The 24,397-nt window shown below is 64.9% G+C and carries 14 protein-coding genes and 1 pseudogene; 5 read left to right on the plus strand and 10 right to left on the minus strand.

The features are described from left to right. The first annotated feature begins 149 nt into the window (after positions 1–149). The gene (locus tag DBO86_RS17300) at positions 150–2,378 is read left to right on the plus strand and encodes a TonB-dependent receptor domain-containing protein (RefSeq protein ID WP_108234331.1); all 2,229 of its coding nucleotides are present in this window, start codon (positions 150–152) and stop codon (positions 2,376–2,378) included. A 354-nt stretch (positions 2,379–2,732) separates the two neighbouring features. Here the strand turns inward: DBO86_RS17300 and DBO86_RS17305 are convergent, their stop codons facing one another. From DBO86_RS17305 to DBO86_RS17325, 5 genes are all read right to left on the minus strand, one after another. Next, a complete protein-coding gene (locus DBO86_RS17305) occupies positions 2,733–3,845 on the minus strand; it encodes an alpha-hydroxy acid oxidase (protein ID WP_108234332.1) in 1,113 nt (370 codons plus the stop codon). 62 nt (positions 3,846–3,907) lie between these two features. Beyond that, entirely contained in the window at positions 3,908–4,576 is a 669-nt protein-coding gene (locus tag DBO86_RS17310) for a Fe2+-dependent dioxygenase (protein ID WP_108234333.1), read from the minus strand. 143 nt (positions 4,577–4,719) lie between these two features. After that, complete coding sequence (locus DBO86_RS17315) at positions 4,720–7,017, minus strand: TonB-dependent receptor (RefSeq protein ID WP_108234334.1); 2,298 nt, start codon at positions 7,015–7,017, stop codon at positions 4,720–4,722. A gap of 232 nt (positions 7,018–7,249) precedes the next feature. Then, a complete protein-coding gene (locus DBO86_RS17320) occupies positions 7,250–8,413 on the minus strand; it encodes a type III PLP-dependent enzyme (RefSeq protein ID WP_017678861.1) in 1,164 nt (387 codons plus the stop codon). Positions 8,414–8,849: 436 nt separating this feature from the next. Next, complete coding sequence (locus DBO86_RS17325; protein ID WP_208630488.1) at positions 8,850–11,378, minus strand: sulfite reductase flavoprotein subunit alpha; 2,529 nt, start codon at positions 11,376–11,378, stop codon at positions 8,850–8,852. 236 nt (positions 11,379–11,614) lie between these two features. Here DBO86_RS17325 and DBO86_RS17330 point away from each other — a divergent pair, with 236 nt between their 5' ends. Next, entirely contained in the window at positions 11,615–13,198 is a 1,584-nt protein-coding gene (locus DBO86_RS17330; RefSeq protein ID WP_108234336.1) for a peptide chain release factor 3, read from the plus strand. Between the two features lie 99 nt (positions 13,199–13,297). Next, complete coding sequence (locus DBO86_RS17335) at positions 13,298–13,765, plus strand: REP-associated tyrosine transposase (protein WP_104728858.1); 468 nt, start codon at positions 13,298–13,300, stop codon at positions 13,763–13,765. A 70-nt stretch (positions 13,766–13,835) separates the two neighbouring features. On the opposite strand, the gene DBO86_RS17340 is transcribed toward DBO86_RS17335, so the two are convergent. Further along, the gene (locus DBO86_RS17340; protein ID WP_108234337.1) at positions 13,836–14,807 is read right to left on the minus strand and encodes an AAA family ATPase; all 972 of its coding nucleotides are present in this window, start codon (positions 14,805–14,807) and stop codon (positions 13,836–13,838) included. A gap of 58 nt (positions 14,808–14,865) precedes the next feature. Between DBO86_RS17340 and DBO86_RS17345 the strand changes: the two are divergent. Both DBO86_RS17345 and cobB read left to right on the plus strand, forming a co-directional pair. After that, positions 14,866–15,222: pseudogene (locus DBO86_RS17345) on the plus strand (LuxR C-terminal-related transcriptional regulator); the annotation flags it as partial. Positions 15,223–15,427: 205 nt separating this feature from the next. Beyond that, entirely contained in the window at positions 15,428–16,147 is a 720-nt protein-coding gene (gene cobB / locus DBO86_RS17350) for a Sir2 family NAD+-dependent deacetylase (RefSeq protein ID WP_108234338.1), read from the plus strand. A 288-nt stretch (positions 16,148–16,435) separates the two neighbouring features. Here the strand turns inward: cobB and DBO86_RS17355 are convergent, their stop codons facing one another. The 4 genes from DBO86_RS17355 to ptsP all read right to left on the minus strand — a co-directional run bounded on the left by DBO86_RS17355 (position 16,436) and on the right by ptsP (position 24,252). Further along, complete coding sequence (locus tag DBO86_RS17355) at positions 16,436–18,616, minus strand: hypothetical protein (RefSeq protein ID WP_108234339.1); 2,181 nt, start codon at positions 18,614–18,616, stop codon at positions 16,436–16,438. A gap of 117 nt (positions 18,617–18,733) precedes the next feature. Continuing rightward, positions 18,734–20,458 carry a fructose-specific PTS transporter subunit EIIC gene (locus tag DBO86_RS17360; RefSeq protein ID WP_108234340.1) on the minus strand — a complete coding sequence of 575 codons (1,725 nt, stop codon included), beginning with the start codon at positions 20,456–20,458 and terminating at the stop codon, positions 18,734–18,736. Between the two features lie 12 nt (positions 20,459–20,470). After that, positions 20,471–21,391, minus strand: coding sequence for a 1-phosphofructokinase (gene pfkB / locus DBO86_RS17365; RefSeq protein ID WP_108234341.1), 921 nt, complete (start codon positions 21,389–21,391; stop codon positions 20,471–20,473). Then, positions 21,391–24,252: a phosphoenolpyruvate--protein phosphotransferase gene (gene ptsP / locus DBO86_RS17370; protein ID WP_108234342.1), complete on the minus strand. Its 2,862-nt coding sequence runs from the start codon at positions 24,250–24,252 to the stop codon at positions 21,391–21,393. Before ptsP ends, pfkB begins: the two co-directional genes overlap by 1 nt. Positions 24,253–24,397 lie beyond the last annotated feature (145 nt).

The following is a 24,397-nucleotide window of genomic DNA, read 5'->3' on the forward strand; positions in this document are numbered from 1 at the left end:
ACCTGCCTGCAGCCCAACCACCACGGCCTCTCCAGCCGGTTGCCATGCTCATCCATATCATCCGCAATTGAACCTTATATGCAAATCACTATCATCCAGGCCGTTTACAACCGTTCCGCCTGCACCCTCTTACTGCCAGGAGTAGATCGATGTCCGCCCTCAATTCCCGCACCGCCTTGGCCAGCGCCATTGCTCTGTCCGCCAGTTTCGGCGCCCAGGCCAACGAGCCTATCGCCCTGGGCGACGTGGTAGTCAGTGCTTCCGGCTTCGAACAGAAGATCACCGAAGCCCCGGCCAGCATCAGCGTGATCAGCCGCGAAGAACTCCAGCAGAAGAGCTTCAGCAATCTCGCCGAGGCACTCGAGGATGTCGAAGGCATCGACGTACGCCAGGGCACCGGCAAGACTGGCGGTCTGAACATCAGCATTCGCGGCATGCCCAGCGAGTACACCCTGATCCTGATCGATGGCCGCCGGCAGAACGCAGCAGGCGACGTCACGCCCAACGGTTTCGGCGAAACCTCCACCAGCTTCATGCCGCCGCTGTCGGCCATCGAGCGTATCGAAGTGATCCGCGGGCCGATGTCGACCCTGTATGGCTCCGACGCCATGGGCGGGGTGATCAATATCATCACCCGCAAGGTCGGCAAGGAATGGGCGGGCTCGCTGACCCTGGATCATACCTATCAGGAGAACCGCGACTTCGGCGATGCCAGCAAGGCCAGCCTGTATGCCAGTGGCCCACTGGTCGACGGCCTGCTCGGCCTGCAACTGCGTGGCAGTCTGTATGATCGCAGCGCGTCGGACCTGAGCTTCGACAACGACAGCACGGTGAGCCGTCGCGGCGCCTCGCCGGTCGAGGGTCGCAACAATAACGTCGGGGGGCGGCTGACGTTCACCCCCCATGAGGATCATGACTTCGCGCTCGATATCGAGCGCGGCCGCCAGGTCTACAACAACGACGACTGCCAGCTCGGCAGCCTCGATGGCACTAACACAGGCAATACGGCTCCCACCACGGGCTGCGGACCAATCGCTCCCCGCGCCAGCGGTTACAAGGACGAGCTGCGTTTCGAACGCGAGCAGTACGCCCTCAGCCACACCGCACGCCTGGGCTTCGGCACCTGGGACAGCAGCCTGACCCACAGCAGCACGGAAACCTCCGGCCGCACCATCCCTGGCCGTAACGCCGGCGGCGATATCGGCCAGCCGCTGCCCTCCGCCCCCTGGGCCGTCGTCGGCGATGACCGTGAGCTGAAAACCAGCAATCTGGTGCTCGACACCAAGCTGGTCGCCCCGCTGGGTGAAAGCCATATCACCAGCATCGGCGGTCAATGGTGGGAAGCCGAGATGACCGACAGCCTGGCGCAGAAGGATTACGAGCAAAGCATGTGGGCGCTGTTCGCAGAAGACGAGTGGCGCCTGCGCCACGACCTCGCGCTCACCCTCGGCGTGCGCTACGACGACCATGAAACCTTCGGTGGCCATGTCAGCCCGCGCGCTTACCTGGTGTGGAACACCACCGACAACTGGACCCTCAAGGGCGGTGTCAGCCGTGGCTACAAAACGCCCGACCTGAACGACCTGCACGATGGCATCAACGGCATCACCGCACAGGGGCGCGCCGTTACGGTGGGCAACCCGGACCTCAAGCCGGAAACCAGCACCAGCACCGAGATCGGGGCCTACTTCGACAGCCTCGATGGTTTCAAGGCCAATGCCACCCTGTTCCACAACAAATTCAAGGACAAGATAGCCGAGGGGCCACGCATCGTCGATCACCCGCTGTGCCTAGGCAATCAGAACGTCAACGGCACAGCCAATCCCGGCTGTGCGCCTTTGGTCAACGTCGACGAGGCCGTTACCCAAGGCTTGGAACTGGCCAGTAGCTGGCAGTTCGCAGCAGGCTGGACGCTGTCAGGCAACTATACCTACACCGACAGCGAACAGAGCAGCGGGGCCAACAAGGGCGCACCGCTGACCAACACGCCGCAGCACATGGCACATGCCAAGCTGAACTGGAAACCGACCGACCGCCTGAGCCTGTGGTTCTCCGGTGAATACCGGGGCGAGCGTGCCCGTTTCCTGCAGCGCACGGCCAACCTGTCGGCCGCCGATCTGGCAGTCCATGAACAGGTCGGCGACCTCAAGGCCTACGAAGTATTCCACCTTGGCGGCTCGTTCAAGGCTTCGCAGAACGTGACGCTGAACGCCAGCATCTACAACCTGTTCGACAAGGACTTCCTCGACGGCAAGGTGTATACGGACAACAGTGGCAACTCGGCCTGGTCGTCCTATTACATCCAGACCGGCCAGTCCACCACTGGCACCGTGGAAGAAGGCCGCCGCCTGTGGCTGTCGGCAGTAGTCGAATTCTGACTGTCACCCCACAACGCAAAATACCAGCTCTGGGGCTAATGCCAGTCAGTTAAGCCGTTGCACTCGATCTTTGTAGGAGCCGGCTTGCCGGCGATCCGCCATAAAAAGCATCGCCAGCAAGCTGGCTCCTACGAAAAGCGCCCCCTCTACTGCAAGTAGGAGGGGGTGGTGACGAACTTATCTGATCAGCATTAGCCCCGGGGCTGGCGTTCTGCTTTCTAGCAATTGCCGTCTTTGCAGGCGGGAAACCACAGCACTGCAGTCATCAACGGCAGATCATCGAGCAGTAAGCCGTAGCCAACTCGACATGGCGCGCACATTGGCCGTAGAAGCCATCTGCCAAAGAATGTTGGTCTAGCGAGTGGCAGGACGCCAGATCACATCCGGCCCGATGCTGGCCAGGTCGGCGCAACCGGTCAGGGCCATGGCCACCTCCAGCTCCGCGCGCAACAGCTGCAGCACGTGCGCTACCCCGACCGCACCGGCCGCTGCCAAACCAAAGACGTAGGGCCTGCCAACCAGCACGGCGTCCGCTCCCAACGCCAGCGCCTTGAGGATATCGCTGCCACGGCGAATGCCTCCGTCGAGCAATAGCGGCACCCTGCCCTGTACAGCAGCGGCGATTTCGGGCAGCACGTCGATGGTAGCCGGCAGGCCGTCCAGCGTACGTCCGCCATGGTTGGAGACGATCAGGCCATCCACGCCCGCCGCCAGCGCCTGTTCGGCATCAACGCCGCTCATGACGCCCTTGAGCAGAATCGGCAAACGCGTCTGCTCGCGCAGCCAGGTGAGGTCGGCCCAGGTCGGTGCCGCTGCCAGCAACGGGCCGCCCAGGAGCAGGCTGCTGTTCTGCGAGTCGGCCTGCGCCTGCAAGAGCCGCATCCCACGCAGATTGACTGCCTCGACGCCCGCCGGCAGGGCGAAGCCAGCGCGCTGCTCGCGATTGCGCATGCCGTTGACCGGGGCATCCACCGTCAGCACCAGCGCCTGGTAGCCGGCGCTTTCTGCACGGCGGATCAAGGCCGCGGTGAACTCGCGATCAGGCTGGATATACAGCTGGAACCACAGCGGCGCCTGCGCCTGCGCCGCGATGGCTTCCAGCTCGACACTGGCCTGGGTGCTGACCACCATGCCCGCGCCCAGTGCAGCTGCCGCGAGTACGCTGGCCAACTCGCCATCGGGATGGGCGAGCTTCTGGTATGCCACCGGCGCAAGAAAGATCGGGTGGGCGAAATCCTGGCCGAACAGACGCAGGCGCGTATTGCCGCCGCTCAGGTCTTGCAGCACTCGGCTACGCAGACGCAGACGCTCGAACGCCGCCCGGTTGTCCGCCAGGGTCAGCTCATCCGCCGCGCCGCCGGCCAGGTAGGCCCAGGCCTGTTCGCTCATACGTTCGCGGGCATAGGGCTCGTAGTCGACGACAGCGGCGATGGTCGGCGGAATCTGCTGCAGCTTGGGCAATGGCATGCTGTTTCTCGGCGGGTCGGTGCGTGGAGGACAATGTTCGATCAGGGTGATGGATCGAGCGCTCAGGTCTGCGTCCATTGCCGCAGCAGGTTGTGGTAGATGCCCGTCAGCCGTATCAGTTCGGGGCTGTCCGGCACCTGCTGGCGCAGCGCCTGGATGCTGTCGTCGAGTTCCAGCAGCACACTACGCTGCTCGTCCTGGCGCACCAGGCTCTGCACCCAGAAGAACGAGGCCAGACGCGCACCGCGGGTCACAGGTTCGACCCGATGCAGGCTGCCGCTGGAATAGAGAACCAGATGGCCGGCCGGCAGTTTGATGCGCTGGTCCTGCACCACCAGTTCACCGCCGTCGTACTCGTCCGGCTCGCTGAAGAACAGGGTGGCCGACAGGTCGGCACGAATACGATGCGGCGTGCCCGGTACGCTGAATACCGCATTGTCGATATGGTCGCCGTAGGTGCCGCCCTCAGCATAGCGGTTGAAGCGCGGCGGTACCACTTTCAGCGGCAACGCGCCAGCCATGAAACGCGGATGCTGGGCCAGGCAGGCCAGGATGAAATCGCCCAGTTGCTGCGTCAGTGGATCATCCTGAGCGAGCTGCTGGTTGGCCTTGACGTTCACCGCCTGGTGCCCAGCCGTCAGCCGGCCATCCTGCCAGTTGCCGCCGGCGAGCGCGGTGCGGCACTGCTGCAGCTGTTCGGCATTCAGCACGTCGGGAATGCTCAGCATCATGTTCGGGGTTCTCCAGGCCAAGCGCCGTTGCGAATGATTCTAAAGGGCTGCAGCACTCGGACAGAAGCCCGATCTGCTGTCGCCACCAAAATGCAAACGCCCCGAGAGCGCTGCAATCGGGGCGTTGTACCACTCAAGCGTACTTAGAAGCGGAAGTTGGTGCTCAGGGTGAAGGTACGCGGGTCGCCCAGCAGCACGCGGCGACCGTTCCAGTTGCTGGAGACGGCGTATTCCTCGTCGGTCAGGTTGTCGACGTTCAGGCGCACATCGAGGTTCTGGTTCACCTCGTAGCTGGCCATGGCGGCGAAGGTGGTGTAGCTCGGCAGCTTGCCAAACTTGCCATTGGCGACGATACGGCTGGCATCGTCCGGGCGGCCCAGGTAGGACGAACCGACGTGCTGAGCGCCCAGGCCCAGGGTCAGGCCGACCGGCAGGCGGTAGGTCGTCCACAGGTTGCCGGACACCTTGGGCGTGAAGGCCAGCTCGTCGCCGTCGGTGCGCAGCGCAGTGCCGTAGTCGCCGGCGTTGGCACGGCGACGCACCTCGTCCAGATAGGTGCTGTGCTTGCGCTCGCTGTCCATGAAGACGATGCCGCCGTAGACGTTCCAGGCCTCGGTGATCTGGCCCGAGGCGCCCAGTTCCAGGCCCTTGACCACCTGCTCACCATAGCCCTTGAGGCTGTCGCTGGTCTCGCCGGCGTCGCGGCCGGTGATGGCCACATCCTTCTTCACCGTGTAGAACAGCGCCGCGGTGGTGGACAGGCGCTTGTCGAAGAAGTCCCACTTGGTGCCGACTTCGTAGTTGTGCGCGCGCACCGGATCGGCGCCCGGGACGAAGCCGGGGAAGGCCTGGCCGTTGACCCGCGAGATGTCCGGGTTGGACAGGTAGGAGCCGGGCGGCTGGGTGGACACGCCGTAGGCGGCATACAGGCTGCCGTTCTCCGCCGGCTTGTAGACCAGGCCGAGTTTGCCGCCAATGCTGAACTCGCGGTCGTCGAAGCCGTCGGCGCCCACAGCGGCGCCGGTCTGGACGTTACGGCTGCGGATATCGACGTCGTACTGCTCCAGGCGCAGGCCGCCGGTCAGTTGCCACTGCGGGGTGAACTCCAGGGTGTCGTAGACGTACAGCGCCACAGTGTCGACAGTTACGTCGCTGCGATCGCGCAACTGGCCACGCTTGGAAGTCGGGCCCGTGCGCTCCCAGTCGGGATCGAACGGGTCGACCGCCACTTGCGGCCGAACCTCGGCATAGGTGCCGGCCTCGGACTCCTCGCGTGTCATCTCCAGGCCGGCGGCCAGATTGTGCTTGATCGAACCGGTGGCGAACTGCGCCGAGAGGTTGGTCAGGTTGCTCAGGCTGGTGTTGACCCGGTCGTAGAACTGGGTGTCGGTACGCAGCTGGTCGCCGCCCAGGTACTGGAAAGGCACGGTGTAGCGCGCCTGGCGGTCGACGCGCGCCCAGCGGGTCTGGTTGCTCAGGGTCATGCCGGTCGAGAGGTCGTGTTCCAGACGCACCAGCAGCGCATCGCTGGTGGTGTCGTCGAAGTCCGACTTGAGGCCGTAGAACTCGTCACGGTCGACCCCGGACAGCGCCGGGTTGTAGGGCGTGTCGCCCTTCATGCCCTTGACCGACGCGCCGGAAACGCCCCAGTCCGGGCGGTCGTTCATCTGCACGTGCTCGTAGGCGAAGATCGCGCGGGTATCGGTGCCCAGGCCGAAGGCCAGCGACGGGGCGATACCCCAGCTGTTCTTCTCGGCGTGCTCACGACCCGCCACGCCGCTGTCTTCCACCAGCAGGTTGAGGCGGAAGGCGGCGCTGTCGTGGATGATCTGATTGGTGTCCAGGGTGGCGCGGCGGCGCGCCTCGGAGTCGTACTGGTCGAAGCCGAAGCTGGCGCCGCCGGCGACGAAACTTTCCAGAGTCGGCGTCTTGGTCACCAGGTTGACGTAACCACCGGCGCCGCCGCGGCCGTTGTCGGCGGCCGGGCCCTTGGCCACTTCCACCTGCTCAACGTTGAACACGTCGCGGGTGTAGCTGCCGTTGTCGCGGGCGCCGTCGACGAAGATGCTGCCGGTGGTGTCGAAACCGCGCAGGCTGAAGTTGTTGGTGCCGCTGGAGAAGCCGTTTTCACCGGCGTTGAAGCTGATGCCGGGGGTGTTCTTCAGTACATCGGTCAGGGTGCGGGCGTTCTGCTCGCGAAACAGCGCCTCTGGGATGATGTTGATCGTCTGCGGCGTATCGAGCAGCGGCGCGGTCTGCTTCGGCGAGGACGCCTTGTCGACTTTATAGCCCTGATCCTGCTGGCCCTTTACGGTGACGCTGTCCAGCTCCACCGTGCTGTCCTGGGCCACGGCGAAGCCGGAAGCCAGGGCCAGGCCGATGGCCGAGGCGAGCAGGCGACGCTGGGGAAAAGGTGCACGCTTGTTATGCTTATCGCTCACGAGAATCACTCCTGATTGGAATCACCGCGCAATTCTAGATGAGACTCAATCTTACTCAATCCTTATGAAAGATTTACATGAACTTATTTGTAACAAAGATGTCACCGACACTCCCCTGCAGCAAGCCAAGGGCTCTAGCCCGGGATGCAGCCGAGCCGGGAAAACCCGCAGAAACCTGACGCCAGAAATGCCAACGCCCACACGAGGTGGGCGTTGGCGAGGCGCGGATGCCTTACAGGTAGTAGGATTTCAACGGCGGGAAGCCATTGAACTCCACGGCGCTGTAGCTGGTGGTGTAGGCGCCGGTGGACAGCCAGTACAGGCGGTCGCCGCTGGCCAGGTTCAGTGGCAGGCCGTACTTGTAGTTCTCGTACATGATGTCGGCGCTGTCGCAGGTCGGGCCGGCGATCACCACCTCTTCCATCTCGCCCTTCTTCTCGGTCCAGATGGGGAACTTGATGGCTTCGTCCATGGTTTCGATCAGGCCGCTGAACTTGCCCACGTCGGCATACACCCAACGCTCGACGGCGGTACGCGACTTGCGCGCCACCAGCACCACTTCCGACACCAGCACACCGGCGTTGGCGATCAGCGAGCGCCCCGGCTCGAGGATGATTTCCGGCAGTTCGTCGCCGAAGTCTTCCTTGAGGAAGCGGGTGATTTCTTCGGCGTAGGTTTCCAGGTCATTGGTGCGCTGGATGTAGTTGGCCGGGAAGCCGCCGCCCATGTTGATCATCTGCAGGGTGATGCCGTCCTCTTCCTTCAGGCGCTCGAAGATCACCTTGACCTTGGCGATGGCGGCGTCCCACACGTCGATATCGCGCTGCTGCGAGCCGACATGGAAGGAGATGCCGTAGGGCACCAGGCCCAACTGCTTGGCCAGGATCAGCAGGTCCAGGGCCATGTCCGGCTGGCAGCCGAACTTGCGACTCAATGGCCAGTCAGCACTGGTGGAGCCTTCGGTGAGGATACGCACGTAGATCTTCGAACCCGGAGCGGCCTTGGCGATGTTGCGCAGGTCGGCTTCGGAGTCGGTGGCGAACAGGCGCACACCCTTGTCGAAGAAGTAACGGATATCACGGGACTTCTTGATGGTGTTGCCGTAGCTGATGCGCTCCGGGCCAACGCCGGTGGCCATGACCTTGTCCAGCTCGTAGATCGAGGCGATGTCGAAGCTCGAGCCCTTGTCGCGCAGCAGCTCGATGATCTCGGTGGCCGGGTTGGCCTTGACCGCGTAGTAGATCTTGGCGAACGGGAAGCAGTTGCCCAGTTGATCGTAGGCATCGGCGATGATCTGCCGGTCGATCACCACGAACGGGGTTTCGTGCTGATCGGCGAACGCCTTCATGCGCTGGAAAGTGGCGGGTGCGTAGTAGTCTTCGACCTTGATCGACATGCTGGGGACTCCAATGGCAAAACCGGGAACACATTGATTCGGGCAGCAGAACCGCTTACAGGTTCCGCTACGTGTCGGGGCTGGCCGCGCTAAACGCTGGCCTGAACGTCTGACAGTTTCCCCACTTTGGTTCGCCTACTTCCCAAGGCATGTCGCCGAGCATCACCGGTACCGACCATTAGCCGGCCGGCAACCTCTCGTCGTCAGTACTTGAGCCGGATGGATCGTTTCCAGCATGGACGTTCGGGCGCGGACTTTAAGACCATGCGCCCCTCAGATCAACCGGAAATTCTGCCTAATTTCATCTCGTTCCAGATATCACACAAAACGTCCTGAAATGCTGAACAGGCGGGGCTTTCAGCCAGTTTGGCGCAGCCGTGTTTCAGGGCCATTGCAGCACCTCACGGCGAGCGGCTTGCACCGCTCGCCCACCGGCTCAATACACGTCGCGCCGATAGCGCCCTTCCTCGATCAAATCGTCCACCACCTCGTCACCGAGCAGCTTGCGCAATGCCGCATCGACGCCACCGGCCATGCCCTGCAGGCTGCCGCAGACATAGATCGCCGCACCCTCGGCCAGCCAGGCACACAGGCGCTCGTGCTGCTCACGCAGCAGATCCTGCACATAGCGCTTCTGCGCCTGGTCGCGGGAGAAGGCCAGATCCAGGTGCTGCAGCTCGCCCGCTCTCAGCGCCGCTTGCAACTCATCACCACAAAAGAAATCCTGCGCGCGGTTGCGCTCACCGAACAGCAGCCAGTTGCGCCCTTGCCCGGCCAGTGCCCGCGCGCGCAGCAACGAACGCAGTCCGGCCAGACCGGTGCCATTGCCGATCAGAATCAGCGGCCGCTCGTCGTCCGGCAGATGGAAACCACTGTTGCGCCGCACCCGCGCCAGCACCTGCCCGCCTGTAGGCAGATGTTCGGTCAGCCAGCCGGAGCCCAGGCCAAGGCGGCCGTCGGCCTGCACGGCCTGGCGCACGATCAACTGCAGCACGCCATCGGCCGCCACCGAGGCGATGGAGTATTCCCGCGACCCCAGCGGCGCCAGGGCATCGACCAGCGCCTGGGCATGCAGGCCGACCAGATGCGCGAGGCTTTCCGGCAACTGACGCTCGGCCAGGGCTTCGCTCAGGCTCATCGCCTGGCCATCAAGGGTCACCGGCTCGAGGCCGTCGCAGCCGCAGTGCTGCAGCCAGGCCTGCACCCTCGCCGGGTCATGACGCGGGCGAATCTGCAGGATGTCGCCCGCCTGCCAGGCGCTCTGCGCAAGCGGCATCAGGCCGATGAAGAACACCGGCGCGCCCTGGCTGCCAGGATTGAGCAGACGCCGTTCGATCAGTGTCCAGCTCTGCCAGGGCACCTCTTCAAAGCGTACTGGCGCGGCGCCGGTCAACTCGCTCAGTTGCTGCTGCCAGCGCTGCAGCGCGACCTGGTCAGCGCCATCGACTTCGATGCTGTCGAACAGACGCTGCGCGCCCTGCAAACCCAGCCAGTCGTTGATCCGCCGGGCGAAGCCGCAAAAGTGCTGGTACTGCCGATCCCCCAGCGCCAGCACGGCATAGCTCAGCTGTTCGAGCGGCAGCGAGCCGCCCAGCACCTTGCGCTCGAAACCCTGCGCAGCATCCGGCGCCTCGCCGTCACCAAAGGTGCTGACCACGAACAGCGCCTTGTGCGTCTGGCGCAGGCTGCCGGCATCGACACGCGACAGCGGCTCGACCCGCACCGCAATGCCGGCGGCCTGCAACTGCCCGGCGCTCTGCCAGGCCAGTTGCTCGGCGAAGCCGCTCTGGCTGGCGAAACCGACCAGCCAGCCTTCGCCTGAATCATCCGTTTTCAGCGTACCGCGCGCAGCCAGCACCGCACGCTTCTTGCGCCGGCGATCCAGATACAGCAGCCAGCCGGTAATGAAGAACAGCGGCATGGCCGCCGTCGCCAGCATCATCAGGATGCGCCCGGGCATACCGAAGTACTCGCCCACATGCAGGGCGTAGACGCTGGTCAGCAATTGCGCCTTGAAGCTCTTGTCGGCGTAGCGCTCATGGCGGCTGACTTCGCCGCTTTTCGGATCGACCTGAAACTGGTTGAAGGCACGCACATGCTCGGCGCCATCGAGCATGTAGAAGACCGTCGCCGGCTGCCCGGCCACCAGCGGCAGGCGCAGATTCCAGGCGACCATCTTGGGCCCGGCGGTCTGCTGGATGCTCTGCCATACAGCATCGTAGTCGACCTCGGGCGCGGGGCCGCTGGGCGCCTGACGTACGCGACGATCACGCTCACTGCGCTGCTCGAGCGGCGTGTCGGAGAGCAGATGCGTCAGCCCTTCGCGATACCAGTCATAGGACCAATACAAACCGGTGAGCCCGGCACACAGATAGAACAGCAGCACCCAGGTGCCGGCTACAGCGTGCAGGTCCCAATTGAAGCTACGGCCCTTCTTCTTCCAGTCCAGGGTCAGCCAGGTGCGCCAGCTCAGCGCCTTGCGCGGCCAACGCAGATAGAGGCCGGAGAGGCAGAAGAACAGCAGCGCCAGAGTGCTGGCGGCAGTGATCTGCTTGCCCACTTCGCCCATGGACAGGAAGCGGTGCAACATCAGCATCAGGTGGAAGAAGTCCTGGCCAACGGGCTCGGCAAGGACTTCACCGGTATAGGGGTCGAAGACGATACGCGGCCCGCGCCGCTCGCCCGGCGGAGGTACGAGAAAAGCGGTGCCAGGTCCGTCTTGGCGACCATCGATCCACAGTGCGGTGACATGATCGGCGGTAGCGGCCTCGATCTTCGCAGCCAGCTCACCTGGGGTGAGATGCCCCTGCGCGCTGCGCTGAATCTGCCAACGCTCGGCGTTGAGCGCCCGGGTGATCTCGCCCTCGAAGCTATAAAGGGCGCCGGTGATACCCATGACGGCCAGCACCAGGCCGGCGCTGATGCCGAAGAACCAGTGCAACTGGAAGATGATTTTCTTGAACACGACGGAGCCACCCTTGCCCTGACCCACTGCGACGGGCGGCCACTCTATATGGGAATAATTTTCATAACCATTCATTTACGCGTTATTTACGCATCTACGGCACGGCCCGGCAGCATCACCTACCGGCCCATCTGAAAACCGATAGCCGCTCTCCGCCAGAGCTCGCAGTTATCGGTATAATCCCGCGTTTTACGGGTGCCAAGGCACCCTCAACGACTCCATCCAGGCACATATTCATGACCACCCAGGCCGCCGAAGTCGCCAAGCGCCGTACCTTCGCCATCATTTCCCACCCGGACGCCGGTAAGACCACCATCACCGAGAAGCTGCTGCTGATGGGCAAGGCCATCGAAGTGGCCGGCACCGTGAAGTCGCGTAAATCCGACCGCCACGCCACCTCCGACTGGATGGAAATGGAGAAGCAACGTGGTATCTCCATCACCACCTCGGTGATGCAGTTCCCCTACCGCGAGCACATGATCAACCTGCTCGACACCCCCGGCCACGAAGACTTCTCCGAAGACACCTACCGCACCCTGACCGCCGTGGACAGTGCGCTGATGGTGCTCGACGGCGGTAAGGGCGTCGAGCCGCGCACCATCGCCCTGATGGACGTGTGCCGCCTGCGCGACACGCCCATCGTCAGTTTCATCAACAAGCTCGACCGCGACATCCGCGACCCGATCGAACTGCTCGACGAGATCGAGGCGGTGCTGAAGATCAAGGCGGCGCCCATCACCTGGCCGATCGGCTGCTACAAGGATTTCAAGGGCGTCTACCACCTGACCGGCGACTACATCATCGTCTACACCCCAGGTCACGGCCACGAGCGCACCGAAGCCAAGATCATCCAGAAGCTGGATTCCGACGAAGCCCGTGCCCACCTGGGCGACATGTACGAGCGCTTCGTCGAGGAGCTGGAGCTGGTGCAGGGCGCCTGCCACACCTTCGAACCCGACGCCTTCCTCAAGGGCGCGATGACCCCGGTGTTCTTCGGCACCGCACTGGGCAACTTCGGCGTCGACCATGTGCTCGACGCCGTGGTCGACTGGGCGCCGCGTCCGCTGCCGCGCGCCGCCAACGAGCGCATTGTGGAGCCGACCGAGGAGAAGTTCACAGGCTTCGTGTTCAAGATCCAGGCGAACATGGACCCGAAACACCGCGACCGCATCGCCTTTATGCGCATCTGCTCGGGCAAGTACACCCAGGGCATGAAGATGCGCCACGCGCGCCTGGGCAAGGACGTGCGCGTTGGCGACGCCCTGACCTTCTTCTCCAGCGAGCGTGAGCACTTGGAAGAAGCCTACGCCGGCGACATCATCGGCCTGCACAACCACGGCACCATCCAGATTGGCGACACCTTCACCGAAGGCGAAAACCTGGGCTTCACCGGCATCCCGCACTTCGCCCCGGAACTGTTCCGCCGCGTGCGCCTGAAAGATCCGCTGAAATCAAAGCAACTGCGCCAGGGCCTGCAGGAGCTGGCCGAGGAAGGCGCCACCCAGGTGTTCTTCCCCGAGCGCAACAACGACATCATCCTCGGCGCGGTCGGTGTGCTGCAGTTCGACGTGGTCGCCAGCCGCCTGAAAGAGGAATACAAGGTCGAGTGCGCCTACGAGGCGATCAACGTCTGGTCGGCGCGCTGGATCGAGTGCAGCGACGAGAAGAAGCTCAAGGAGTTCAGGGACAAGGCCTACGAGAACCTCGCCATCGACGGCGGTGGCCACCTCACCTACCTGGCCCCGACCCGCGTCAACCTGAGCCTGATGGAAGAGCGCTGGCCGGAGGTGAAATTCCGCGCAACGCGTGAGCATCACTAAAGGTCTGCACGACTACTCTTGTAGGAGCCGGCTTGCTGGCGATGCTTTTCTGCTCAAAACAGATCGCCCGCAAGCGGGCTCCTACGAGAGATATATGGAATGGATTCCAGCCGTTTTACCCATCATGGCCATGCCCTGCGCTCCGGGCGCGTTTCCGAAGCGAATCGTGCCTACCTGCTAACTACCGTAACCCATCAACGACATACGATCTTCCAGGACTGGCGCCTTGCCAGGCTGCTGATCGCAGAAATGCGTCGCCTGCATGACCAGCAACTCGTCCAATCACTCGCTTGGGTCGTCATGCCCGATCATCTGCACTGGCTGATTCAGTTGCAGGAGATACCCCTGCCGAAGCTGGTGCTACAGCTCAAATCCCGCAGCGCCATCGCCATCAACAAGGCTCGAAACGCCAGCGGTCGCGTCTGGCAGAAGGGCTTTCACGATCATGCCTTGCGCAAGGAAGAAGGCCTGACTGCAACGGCGCGCTATATCGTCGCCAATCCGCTGCGTGCCGGATTGGTACAACGCGTCGGAGACTATCCGCACTGGGATGCGATCTGGCTGTAATGCACACCCTGTAGGAGCCGGCTTGCCGGCGATGCTTTTTCGTCAGCCATGATCGCCGGCAAGCCGGCTCCTACGAAGAGGAATCGCTGACCAGCAAACTATCGTGCTCGCAGGTACAGAGCAGTCGCGTCGCAGTTGGCTCAGCCAACAGCCACTCGGCAATTGCCGGTTCCAGCTCGGTACGTATACGGCGCGCCAGGGCCCTGGCTCCGAAGCGAATGTCATGCTCGCGACACAGCCAGGCGCGGGCGCTCTGATCCACCTGTAGCGCACGGCCCTGACGGCCCAGGCGCTGATTGAGCTTGTCCAGTTCAATGTTCAGCAAGGCATCGAGCCACTGCTCATCGACACGTTCGAACACCAGAATGCGGTCGAGGCGATTGAGCCATTCCGGCTCGAAGCGCTCGTGCAGCACCTGTTCCAGCAATGCACCCTCGCCCTTCGGTGCCAGCCCCAACCAACGCCGCCAACCACGGGTGAAACGCTCGCGGTAGCGCTGCGCCTGCTGCGCGCCGACATTGCTGGTCATGAAGATCAGACTGTTACGAAAATCCAGGGTGCTGCTGCCGGCGGTCAGGGTCAAACGGCCATGTTCGAGAATCCCGAGCAGGCTGCGCAGCACTTCGGGGCTGGCCTTCTCCAGTTCATCGAACAGCACAATGCCGGGCCGGCCGAAACTGCCGGCAATGGCCTCGGCATCGAACAGCGTGGCGCCTTCCTTGCTGCCAACGTAACCAGGCGGCGCACCGGTCAGCGCGGCGGCGTAGTGTTCCTGGGCCTGGGTGTGCATGTCGATGCGGCACAGGGCATCGGCGCGACCATGAATGGCCTGGGCCAGCAGGCGCACGATCTCGGTCTTACCAACACCGGTGGGGCCCATGAACAGATTGACCGCCAGTGGCCGCTCGCGCTCGCCGATATCGGCCTTGACCACCTTGAGCATGGCCTCGACCTGCGCCAGCACCGCATCCTGGCCGACAATGGAGCGCTGGGAAACCAGTCGCCTGATTCGCCGCAACACGCGCTGCCGGGCGCCGATCATCGTCATTTCCGCCAATGCATTCACCGACGACCGCGAACGCAGCATCGCCGCTGACTGCGACGACTACGTGACCAAGCCGATCAACCCCGAGGAAGTGCTCGCCCGCGTCGCCTCGCACCTGCGTACCGCGCGCATCCTGCAGGCTGCACGCGCGGCGTCGAAACCCGTCAGCCTCAGCCTCGACGATGCTCCGGCGCATGCCAAGCTATCCGCGCGCTTCCAGCTCACCGAACGCGAAGTGCAGGTACTGCGCTGGGTAGCCTGCGGCAAGACCAACCGCGATATCGGCGACATCCTCGGCCTCAGCCCGCGCACGGTGAACAAGCACCTGGAGCACGTGTACGTGAAACTCGGCGTGGAAACCCGCACCGCCGCCGCCTCGGTGGCGCTGGCGGCGATGAGCGAGCGCGCCTAAGGCGGGTGCCCCGCCAATTGCTAAAGCGCAGCACGCCTTGCCCTACCATCGGCCACCCTCCTACGAGCTGCAACACCCCGTAGGAGCTGGCTTGCCAGCGATCATGGCTGACGAAAAAGCATCGCCGGCAAGCCGGCTCCTACGAAGAGCACACGGCATTGCAATTGGCTTAGAGTTGCAGCAACGCACCTGCTTCGGAGCCAGCATGCCCCAGCCCAATATCGTCATTCTCACCGGCGCCGGTATCTCCGCCGAGAGCGGCATTCGCACCTTCCGCGCCGCTGACGGCCTCTGGGAAGACCACCGCATCGAAGAGGTGGCCACGCCCGAAGGCTTCGCTCGCAACCCGTCACTGGTACAGCGCTTCTATGACATGCGCCGCGCCCAGTTGCGCGATTCGGCCATCGCGCCGAATGCAGGGCATCTGGCCCTGGCGGAGCTGGAGGCTGGCTGGCAGGGCGAGTTTCTGCTGGTCACGCAGAACGTCGACAACCTGCACGAACGCGCCGGCTCCAAACGCTTGCTGCACATGCACGGCGAGTTGCAGTCGATGCTGTGCAGCAACAGCCAGCAGCGTTTTCCGCTGCTGGACGACATGCCGGTCGAACAGGCGTGCGCCTGCTGCGGCCTGAAGGGCACGCTACGGCCGGATATCGTCTGGTTCGGCGAGATGCCCTATCACATGGAGCGCATCTACGACGCGCTGGAGCAGTGCGAGCTGTTCGTCAGCATCGGCACCTCGGGTCATGTCTACCCGGCTGCCGGTTTCGTCGAGCAGGCACGTCGCGCGGGCGCGCATACCCTGGAGATCAATCTGGAGCCCAGCCAGGGCCATTCGCTGTTCGCCGAGAAACGCTACGGCCCGGCCACCGAGCAGTTGCCGCGCTGGGTGGCGGAGCAACTGGCCTGCCGAGAGAGAACGTAGGGCGGGTGAAACCCGCCAATACGCAAATGGCCGGCCGGCTAAGCATTCCAACCCCCAGGAGTGGCTTCAGCCACGAACAGCTTTCGCGGCTGAAGCCGCTCCTACAAGAACCCGGCATGTAGGGCGGATCGGGACGCCCTACCCGGCTGGGTGACAGAGCTGTTGGCGGGTTGAGCGGGAATGTAGGGCGGGTGAAACCCGCCAATTGTCGAGCCGGCGGGTTGCACCCGCCCTACGCTTATCAGCTGACTGCCCCTCTCCCACAGCGGGAGAGGGGGAGACGAGCACCTACTGCGCAGCGGCGTCAACAGGCGCCGCCGCTTCGGCCGGCACCTCCGGCTCCGGGCTGAACACGCCGTTGCTCCAGGCGTAATAGCCCAGCCCCAGCGCCAACAGCAGAGCGATGATCCAGGGCCACACCAGCGGCTTGTTGGCATAGGGGTCGCGTAGCGCGCGGTCGCTGCCCTTGGGCAGTTCCGCCATCTGCGTCAGTGCAGTACCGAAGGGAATGCTGAGCCGCGCCTGGGTATTCACCGCCCAGCCGTTGCCATCGAGGATCGGTCCCAGGCTGCGCCGGCGCAACTTGAACCAGGCCAGCAGCATCGCCGGGCCGGAGATGGCCAGCAACACACCGAGCAACAACAATGGCATCTGCCACCAGGCCAGCGCCAGAATCCCCGTGACAACCGCCGCCAGCGCAGTTCCCAGGGCGCCGACCGCCAGGCCGATGGCGGCGAAAATCCCGGCGAACTTGGCAATGTCGAAGGCCGGCGCCGCTGTAGCAGCCGGCGCAGCACCGGTTTCGCCGACCCTGGCGGCAGTTTTGCTGACCATATCGGCATCACGGCTGGCCGCCAGCTTCTGTATCTGTTCGGACACCAGGCTGGAGATGCGCCGGTACGGCGACCAGAACGCCTCGCGAATACTGATGGCGTGCTGCACCACCTTGACCACCGTGGCATCCCAGTCGTTGCCATCGCGGTCATAGAACAGCCCGTGGCGACCGGCCTGCAGATCGCCTTCACTACCAGCAGTCACGGCCACCACGATGTTCAGCGTTTCCCGCCCCCGCACCGGCTCACCACGACGGGTACAGGTGCAATAGAGCAGGAAGCAGTCGCTGGCCGCCGCCACCTTGGCATGCGCCTCGATGTCGCCCACCTCGACCACCAGATCACAGCTCTTGCCGTCGATGTACAGAACCCCGGCCTGGAAAACGGCCTTCTCTTGACGCGAATAAAACGCCTGGAAGGACACGAAGTTGCGTAGCAACGTGACCAGGCCATGACGCAGGCGAATCAGCTTGTCCAGCTCAACCAGCCCGTCCGCCGCCTCGGCCACGGTCTTATCCTCTGCCACCAGCGCCAGCAGACGCGCTTCGGCGCCCTGCTCCACCAGTTCGAGAATACGTCCGCGCTCAAGTACCTCGGCAATCGCCACGCTCGGCGTCTCGGCGCGCCAGGCCAGGTAGTTGCCGCACAGCGCAACCAGGTGCTGCCACTGCTCGCGTGACAGGCTTTCCAGCTCGCCGTACACCGGCACCACCACGCGCTGGCGGAACTCGTCGATGGCACTCTGCCAGGCTGGGTTGAGGCCCTTGCTCAACGGCAAGTCGTCGCCCTGCTGCAGAGAGGCCAACGGCAGGCCCGCAACCTCGCCGACATCGGCCAGAGACAGTGAAGCCAGACGCACCAGCTCCTCTTCCCTGGCATTCATCAAGGCGGCTGCACGCGGATCGAACTCGGCCATGGCCACACGGGTGAAGTAATCGTCGACCTTCTCGCGCACGGCGCTCAGCGCCTCGACCGCCGCCACGGTACCTTCACCGAATGCATCCAGCCCCTGTTCGGCAACCCGTGCGTGCCAGGCATGCAGCAGGCGCGCCTGGTCGAAGAAGACCGTAATCTGCTCAGCACCGATGGCCGGCTCGCCGCTACGATCAGTCTGCGCACCGAGGCAGCCAATAATGTCGGCGATGGCCACCTTGAGCTCGGCATCGTCGGTCAGGGTCGCCGGCACCAGACCATCGCCATTGGGCTGATGCGGCGGGAACAGTTGCGCCAGGTCAGCCGTATCGGCCGGGGTCAGGCTATCGCCATCGGGCCGGCCGAGTACACCCAGCAGACGCTGCGCAGCCAGACGCAGGCGTGTACCCACGGCATCGTCGGTGAGCGAGGACAGCAGCAGCGGGCCTTGCTGAAACAGCACGGCAGGATCAGCCAGGCGCGCCAGGGTCCAGTCGACCACATCGAGCATTTCCGGCGCCCGAATACGCCCGTCCCTGTTCAGGTCGATGTAATCGAGCATGCGCCGGTCCAACTCGAGGTTCTGCACCGGGCAGGCCAGGCTGGCCCAGAGTTTCTGATCCAGGCCACGCAGGGCGGCGAGGTCGGCAGGGGTTTCCAGCTGCACCTGATCGAAACCGCCGGCACGGAAGAAGCGCCAGCGATGCGCGAGAGCTTGGGTCATCTAGAGCAGTTCCTTTCTGGGTGAAGGTGTCACGCCACGGGGCAGAGCAGTACAACGCCACCCCAAATCCCGGCGTCAGTGCAGCCAGTGTAACCGAGCCTCGTCACCTTGCACTCATCATGCCCCAACTGCCTGCGGCTGCAGCTCGGGCTGTTTGATCAACGCGTAGAGCACACCCGTGACCAGGCTGCCGGCGACGATGGCGAACAGATAGGGCAGCGCATGGTTGATGGCGTTGGGAATCAGCAGCACGAACAAGCCGCCGTGCGGCGCCATCAGCTTGCAGCCGAAGTACATCGACAGCGCGCCGGTCAGCGCTCCACCGGCGATACTTGCCGGGATCACCCGCAGCGGGTCTTTCGCCGCGAAGGGAATCGCCCCCTCGGAGATGAAGCACAGCCCCAGTACCCCGGCGGCCTTGCCGGCCTGGCGTTCGCTCTCGGCAAACTTGCGCCGCGCCAGCACGGTGGCGATGGCCATGCCGATGGGCGGCACCATGCCGGCAGCCATGGTCGCCGCCATCGGTGCATAGCTGCTGGAGGCCAGCAGACCGACGGAGAAGGCATAGGCCGCCTTGTTGATCGGCCCACCGAGGTCGACGCACATCATGCCGCCGAGCAGTACGCCAAGCAGGATGGCATTGGTGCTGCCCATGCCATCGAGAAAGGCGGTGAGCCCCGCCAGCATGCCCGCCACCGGGCTGCCGACCAGATAGATCATCACCAACCCGGTGAACAGGCTGGCCAGCAGCGGGATGATCAGAATCGGCTTGAGCGCTTCGACGCTGGCCGGCAGGCGTACCCAATGGGCGATGGCCTTGGCCGAATAGCCGGCAAGAAAACCGGCGACGATGCCGCCGATAAAGCCGGCGCCCAGCGAGCTGGCGAGCAACCCGCCGATCATCCCCGGCGCCAGGCTCGGACGGTCGGCGATGGAATAGGCGATATAGCCGGCCAGCAGCGGCACCATCAGTTGAAAGGCGCTCTCGCCGCCGATCTGCATCAGCGCGGCGGCCAGGGTGCCCTCCTCCTTGAACGCCTCGATACCGAAGACGAACGAGAGGGCGATCAACAGACCGCCGGCCACCACCATCGGCAGCATGTAGGAAACACCGGTGAGCAGATGCTTGTAGGGGCCGGTTTTCTCGCCACTACTGGCGACGGCCTTGCCCCCGACTGGCGCGGCTTCGCTCAGCGGTCGCGCCTCGCTGAGCGCCCGCTCGAGCGTCTGTTGCGGCTGCTTGAGCGCCACGCCAGTGCCGCAGCGGTAGACCTTCTTGCCGGCGAAGCGGCTGGTGTCCACCTCGATATCGGTGGCCAGCAGCACGGCATCGGCCGCATCGATTGCCGCATCGTCGAGCAGGTTGCGCGCACCGACCGAGCCGCGGGTTTCCACCTGCAATTCGATGCCCATGCGCAGCGCCGCCTGTTGCAGCGCTTCGGCGGCCATGAAGGTGTGCGCCACGCCGGTCGGGCAAGCGGTGATGGCGACCAGGCGACGGCGGCCAGCGGTTTCAGACTCGGCACGTTCGACATAGGGCTGAGCACGCTCGGCGGCGTCCTGCAGGAAGCGCTGCGGGTCGGCCAGCGCTTCGGCCGGCGCAGCCTGAAGCAGACGCTTGCCGGCAAAACGCGCCAGCGACAACTCACCGGTCTTGACCACCAGCACCCAGTCGGCGGCGGCGATCTGCGCTTCGCTCAGCGGCGCGCCGATGGCACGGCTGTCGTGCACCTCGACACAGGTTTGCCAGCCCAGACGCTCAGCCGCTGCCTGCAGCAGGCGCGAACAGAGCACGCTGGTGACCTGGCCGTTGGGGCAGGCGGTGACGATCAACAGATTCATGGTGGGCGCCTCTTATTGTTCTATGGAGTGCAACTGCACAGCCGCCTCGAGACGGGCCAGCTGCTCGCGATCATGGATGCCGAAGCCGATCTGGGTAACCGCTTGCGCCGCCACCGCCGTGGCCAGGCGCAGGGTGCGTTCAGCCGGCCAGCCCTGCAGCAGACCATGCAGGCTGGCAGCCAGCAGCGAGTCACCGGCACCGACCGTGCTGGCCACCTCGACGCGCGGTGGTACGGCGCGCAGGGCGATGTTCGGCCCATGCCAGTCGACCCCCTCGGCGCCACGCGAGAGCAGCACATGCTCGATGCCCTGCGCGCGCAGACGCTGCACGGCGGTCGGCAGATCGCTGCCACAGACCTCAGCCAGTTCTTCTTCATTGGGTTTGATCAGCCAGGGCGCGACGCCCAGGGCCGCTTGCAGTGCGGCGCCACTGCTGTCCACCGCCAGCGGCACGCCACTGGCCTTGATCCGCCGCAGCAGGCCGGCGAACCATTGCGGCGTCACCCCACGCGGCAGGCTGCCGGCGACCACCACGGCGTCATACCCGGCGAGCAGCGGCTCCAGCTCAGTTTCCAGACGTTGCAGATGCTCGGCCTCGACCTGCGGGCCCGGGCCATTGAGGTCGGTGATGCAGCCATCGGCCTCGGCCAGTTTGATATTGCTGCGCGTCTCGCCCGGCACGCGGACGAACAGATCGTGAAAACCGCGCTTGTGCATCAGGCTCTCGAAAGGCGCCGCGTTGGCGCGCCCGAGAAAGCCAGCAACGCTCAGGCTATGGCCAAGGTCGGCCAGCACCTGGGCGACGTTCAGCCCCTTGCCGGCGGCGTGACTGCGCAGCTCATGGCAGCGGTTGACCGCACCGGGGTGCAGGCGATCCAGGCGCAGGGTCAGATCCAGCGCCGGGTTCAGGGTCAGGGTCAGGATTCGGGCCATCAGTGCATCTCCGCCACCAGCGCGCGCACGGCGCTGGCACTGTCCAGGGTCAGGGCGCGGTCGGCCAGGGTTCGCGCCTGGCGGCTATCCAGCTCGCGCACGCGCGCCTTGACCAGGGCAATCGATCGCGGCGTCACGCTCAGCTCATCGACGCCCAGGCCGACCAACAGCGGCACGGCCAGGCGGTCGCTGGCCAGCTCCCCGCAGATGCCGACCCACTTGCCCTGGGCGTGTGCAGCGGTCACGGTCATCTCGATCAGGCGCAGCACGGCCGGGTGCAGGCCATCGGCCTGCGCCGACAGCTGCGGATGGCCACGGTCAATGGCCAGGCAGTACTGGGTCAGGTCATTGGTGCCGATGCTGAAGAAGTCCACTTCGCGTGCCAGCACCGGCGCCAGCAGCGCTGCCGAGGGCACTTCGATCATGATGCCGACCTGCAGATCGCTGACGGCGATCTCCTCACGCAGGCGCTGCACCATGTCACGCGCTGCGCGCCACTCTTCCACCGAGCCGACCATGGGGAACATGATGCGCAGCGGCCGGCCATCGGCCGAGGCAAGCAAGGCGCGCAACTGGGTTTCCAGAATCGCCGGGCGCTGCAGGCTCAGGCGAATGCCACGCACACCAAGGAACGGGTTCTCCTCGGCAGGCATCGGCCAGTACGGCAGGGGCTTGTCGCCGCCGACATCCAGGGTACGCACCACCAGCGGGCGCCCGTCCAGGGCATCGAGCACACGCCGGCACTCGCGCTCCTGCGCCGCCTGATCCGGCGCCTGGGCATGCTCCATGAACACCAGCTCGGTGCGCAGCAGGCCTACTGCTTCCGCGCCCAGCTCCACCGCCTCGGCGGTTTCGCCACTGGCGCCGATATTGGCGGCCACTTCCACGCGCACACCATCGCGGGTCTGCGCCACCTCGAAGCGCGCGGCATGCGCCAGTTCGCGGCGTTGCTGCGCCGTCTGGCGTTCCTGCAGCGCCTGATCACGCTCGGCGGCATCCGGGGCGATGCGCAACAGGCCACTGTCGCCATCGAGCAGCAGTGGTGTGCCTTGCGCCAGCGCCAGCACGCCGTCACCGGCACCGACCACGGCGGGAATCCCCAGGGCACGGGCGATGATGGCGCTGTGTGCCGTCGCACCGCCGCGCGCGGTCAAAATGCCCGCCACGCGCTGACGGTCGAGGCTGGCGACGTCCGACGGCACCACTTCGGCCATCACCAGAATGTAAGGCTCGTTCGGCTCGCTGGGCAGCTCCACGCCACACAGATGCGGCAGCACGCGGTTGCCGATATCGCGCAGATCTGCCGCGCGCTCGGCCAGTAGCGGGTCGTGCAATGCTTCCTGACGGGTGGCCGCTGCCTCGATCTCGCCCTGCCAGGCCGCCTCGGCGCTCGCTCCTTTGGCCAGGCGCGCGTCGACATCCTCGCGCAACGCCGGGTCAGCCAGCATGGCCAGATGGGCACTGAAAATCTCGCGGATGCTCGCCATACCAGCACCGTCGACCAGTCGCTGAATCTGCGCGGCAACCGCCGCCAGGGCTGACGCCAGTCGCGCTCGTTCCTGTTCGACACCCTGGCCTTGCTCGGCGAAATCAAATACCGGTGGCGTACGCACCAATGCCGGACCAATAGCGATCCCCGGCGACGCACCTACCGCCAGCAGGCGACTCCCGGCAACCGGCGCGACAGCCTCGAGCGCCTGCAACTGCGCGGCCACTTCCGGCAATGCTTCGCTCAGCGGTTCGACCGTTTCACCCAGGCCGCTTTCCAGTGCGGCGCGAATGGCCGGCAGCGCGCTGTCGGCAATCGCCGGCTCGGCGCTGAATTCCAGTATCTGCCCACGCCGCGCCCCCAAAACCAACAAACGGCTGAGGCTCTTGGCCGACACGCCCGCGCCGCTGTCGCCGAGCAAGCGCACACGAATCTCGCCGGTAAAACCCTGCGCCAACTCGCTTAGCGCCTTGGCCGGGCGCGCGTGCAGGCCATGGGCATTGAGCAGCGGCACACTGAGGCTGGGCCAGTCCGGCGGCACCTCACCGCCCAGTGCCTCGATCACCTGGCGGCTGTCGCTGGCTTCACTGAACGCCGCCGCACGGCCACCGATCAGCACATCACACAGCCGCTCCAGTGCCTGGCGATGCGCCTCACCCTGGCTGGCCAGGCAAAACAGGCCACGCAGCGCCTCACCACGAAAACTCAGCGGCTGAGCGGGGGTAACGAATGCCAGACCCGGGCGCTCGACGCTGGCCTCGCTGTGCAGCCACCACAGGCCATCGCCCAGCGGCAGCGGCTCGCCACGGGCCAGCCCGAGGGCAAAACCGCTGCGCGCGCAACCGGCCTGGCGCAACAGACGCGCGCCCTGCCAGAGCAATTCGTCGAAATCTTCGGCCGGCTGCGCCAGTGCCACCAGCTGGCCGTCCAGCGCCAGCGCCTGCGGCGCGCCCTGCAGCAGTTCGAGAATCTGCGCCGGCTCGCGGGCCTCACGCAGCGCCTGGCTCAGGTCCCCTTCGCCCAGTGCGCGGGTCAGCAGTTGTAGCAGATGCAGGTGTTCGTCGGATTGCGCGGCGATGGCGATGGCCAGGTACACCTGCTGGCCATTGCCCCAGTCCACCCCATCGGGGAACTGGATCAGGCTGACGCCGGTGCGCAGCACCTGATCGCGGGTCTGCGGCGTGCCATGGGGAATGGCGATGCCCTGGCCGAGAAAGGTCGAGCCCTGGGCTTCACGCGCCTCAAGGCCTTCAAGGTAAGCCGGATTGGCCAGGCCGGCACTGACCAGGGCATCACCGAGCATGGCCAGGGCTTCGCCCTTGTTCGCCGCAACCCGGCCCATCTGGATTTGGCTGGAATCGAGTTCGAGCATGGTGGTCTCCGACTTGTTGTTTTGGCTAAGACTAGCCGATGAATCCGCTTTGCTGAAACGATTCATCAAGCGCTGGCACCTTATCCGATAATGAGTGATCCTTGAAGCCCGGCCGTCGCCGAGTCGCGTAGACTCGCGGCGCTCG

Source organism: Ectopseudomonas oleovorans (assembly GCF_003052605.1).
Lineage (GTDB): Bacteria > Pseudomonadota > Gammaproteobacteria > Pseudomonadales > Pseudomonadaceae > Aquipseudomonas > Aquipseudomonas oleovorans_A.

Coding starts and splice junctions, on each gene's coding strand:
- DBO86_RS17300 (WP_108234331.1), top strand. CDS start 150: ATGTCCGCCCTCAATTCCCGCACCGCCTTGGCCAGCGCCATTGCTCTG.
- DBO86_RS17305 (WP_108234332.1), bottom strand. CDS start 3,845: ATGCCATTGCCCAAGCTGCAGCAGATTCCGCCGACCATCGCCGCTGTC.
- DBO86_RS17310 (WP_108234333.1), bottom strand. CDS start 4,576: ATGATGCTGAGCATTCCCGACGTGCTGAATGCCGAACAGCTGCAGCAG.
- DBO86_RS17320 (WP_017678861.1), bottom strand. CDS start 8,413: ATGTCGATCAAGGTCGAAGACTACTACGCACCCGCCACTTTCCAGCGC.
- DBO86_RS17330 (WP_108234336.1), top strand. CDS start 11,615: ATGACCACCCAGGCCGCCGAAGTCGCCAAGCGCCGTACCTTCGCCATC.
- DBO86_RS17335 (WP_104728858.1), top strand. CDS start 13,298: ATGGATTCCAGCCGTTTTACCCATCATGGCCATGCCCTGCGCTCCGGG.
- DBO86_RS17340 (WP_108234337.1), bottom strand. CDS start 14,807: ATGATCGGCGCCCGGCAGCGCGTGTTGCGGCGAATCAGGCGACTGGTT.
- cobB (WP_108234338.1), top strand. CDS start 15,428: ATGCCCCAGCCCAATATCGTCATTCTCACCGGCGCCGGTATCTCCGCC.
- DBO86_RS17355 (WP_108234339.1), bottom strand. CDS start 18,616: ATGACCCAAGCTCTCGCGCATCGCTGGCGCTTCTTCCGTGCCGGCGGT.
- DBO86_RS17360 (WP_108234340.1), bottom strand. CDS start 20,458: ATGAATCTGTTGATCGTCACCGCCTGCCCCAACGGCCAGGTCACCAGC.
- pfkB (WP_108234341.1), bottom strand. CDS start 21,391: ATGGCCCGAATCCTGACCCTGACCCTGAACCCGGCGCTGGATCTGACC.
- ptsP (WP_108234342.1), bottom strand. CDS start 24,252: ATGCTCGAACTCGATTCCAGCCAAATCCAGATGGGCCGGGTTGCGGCG.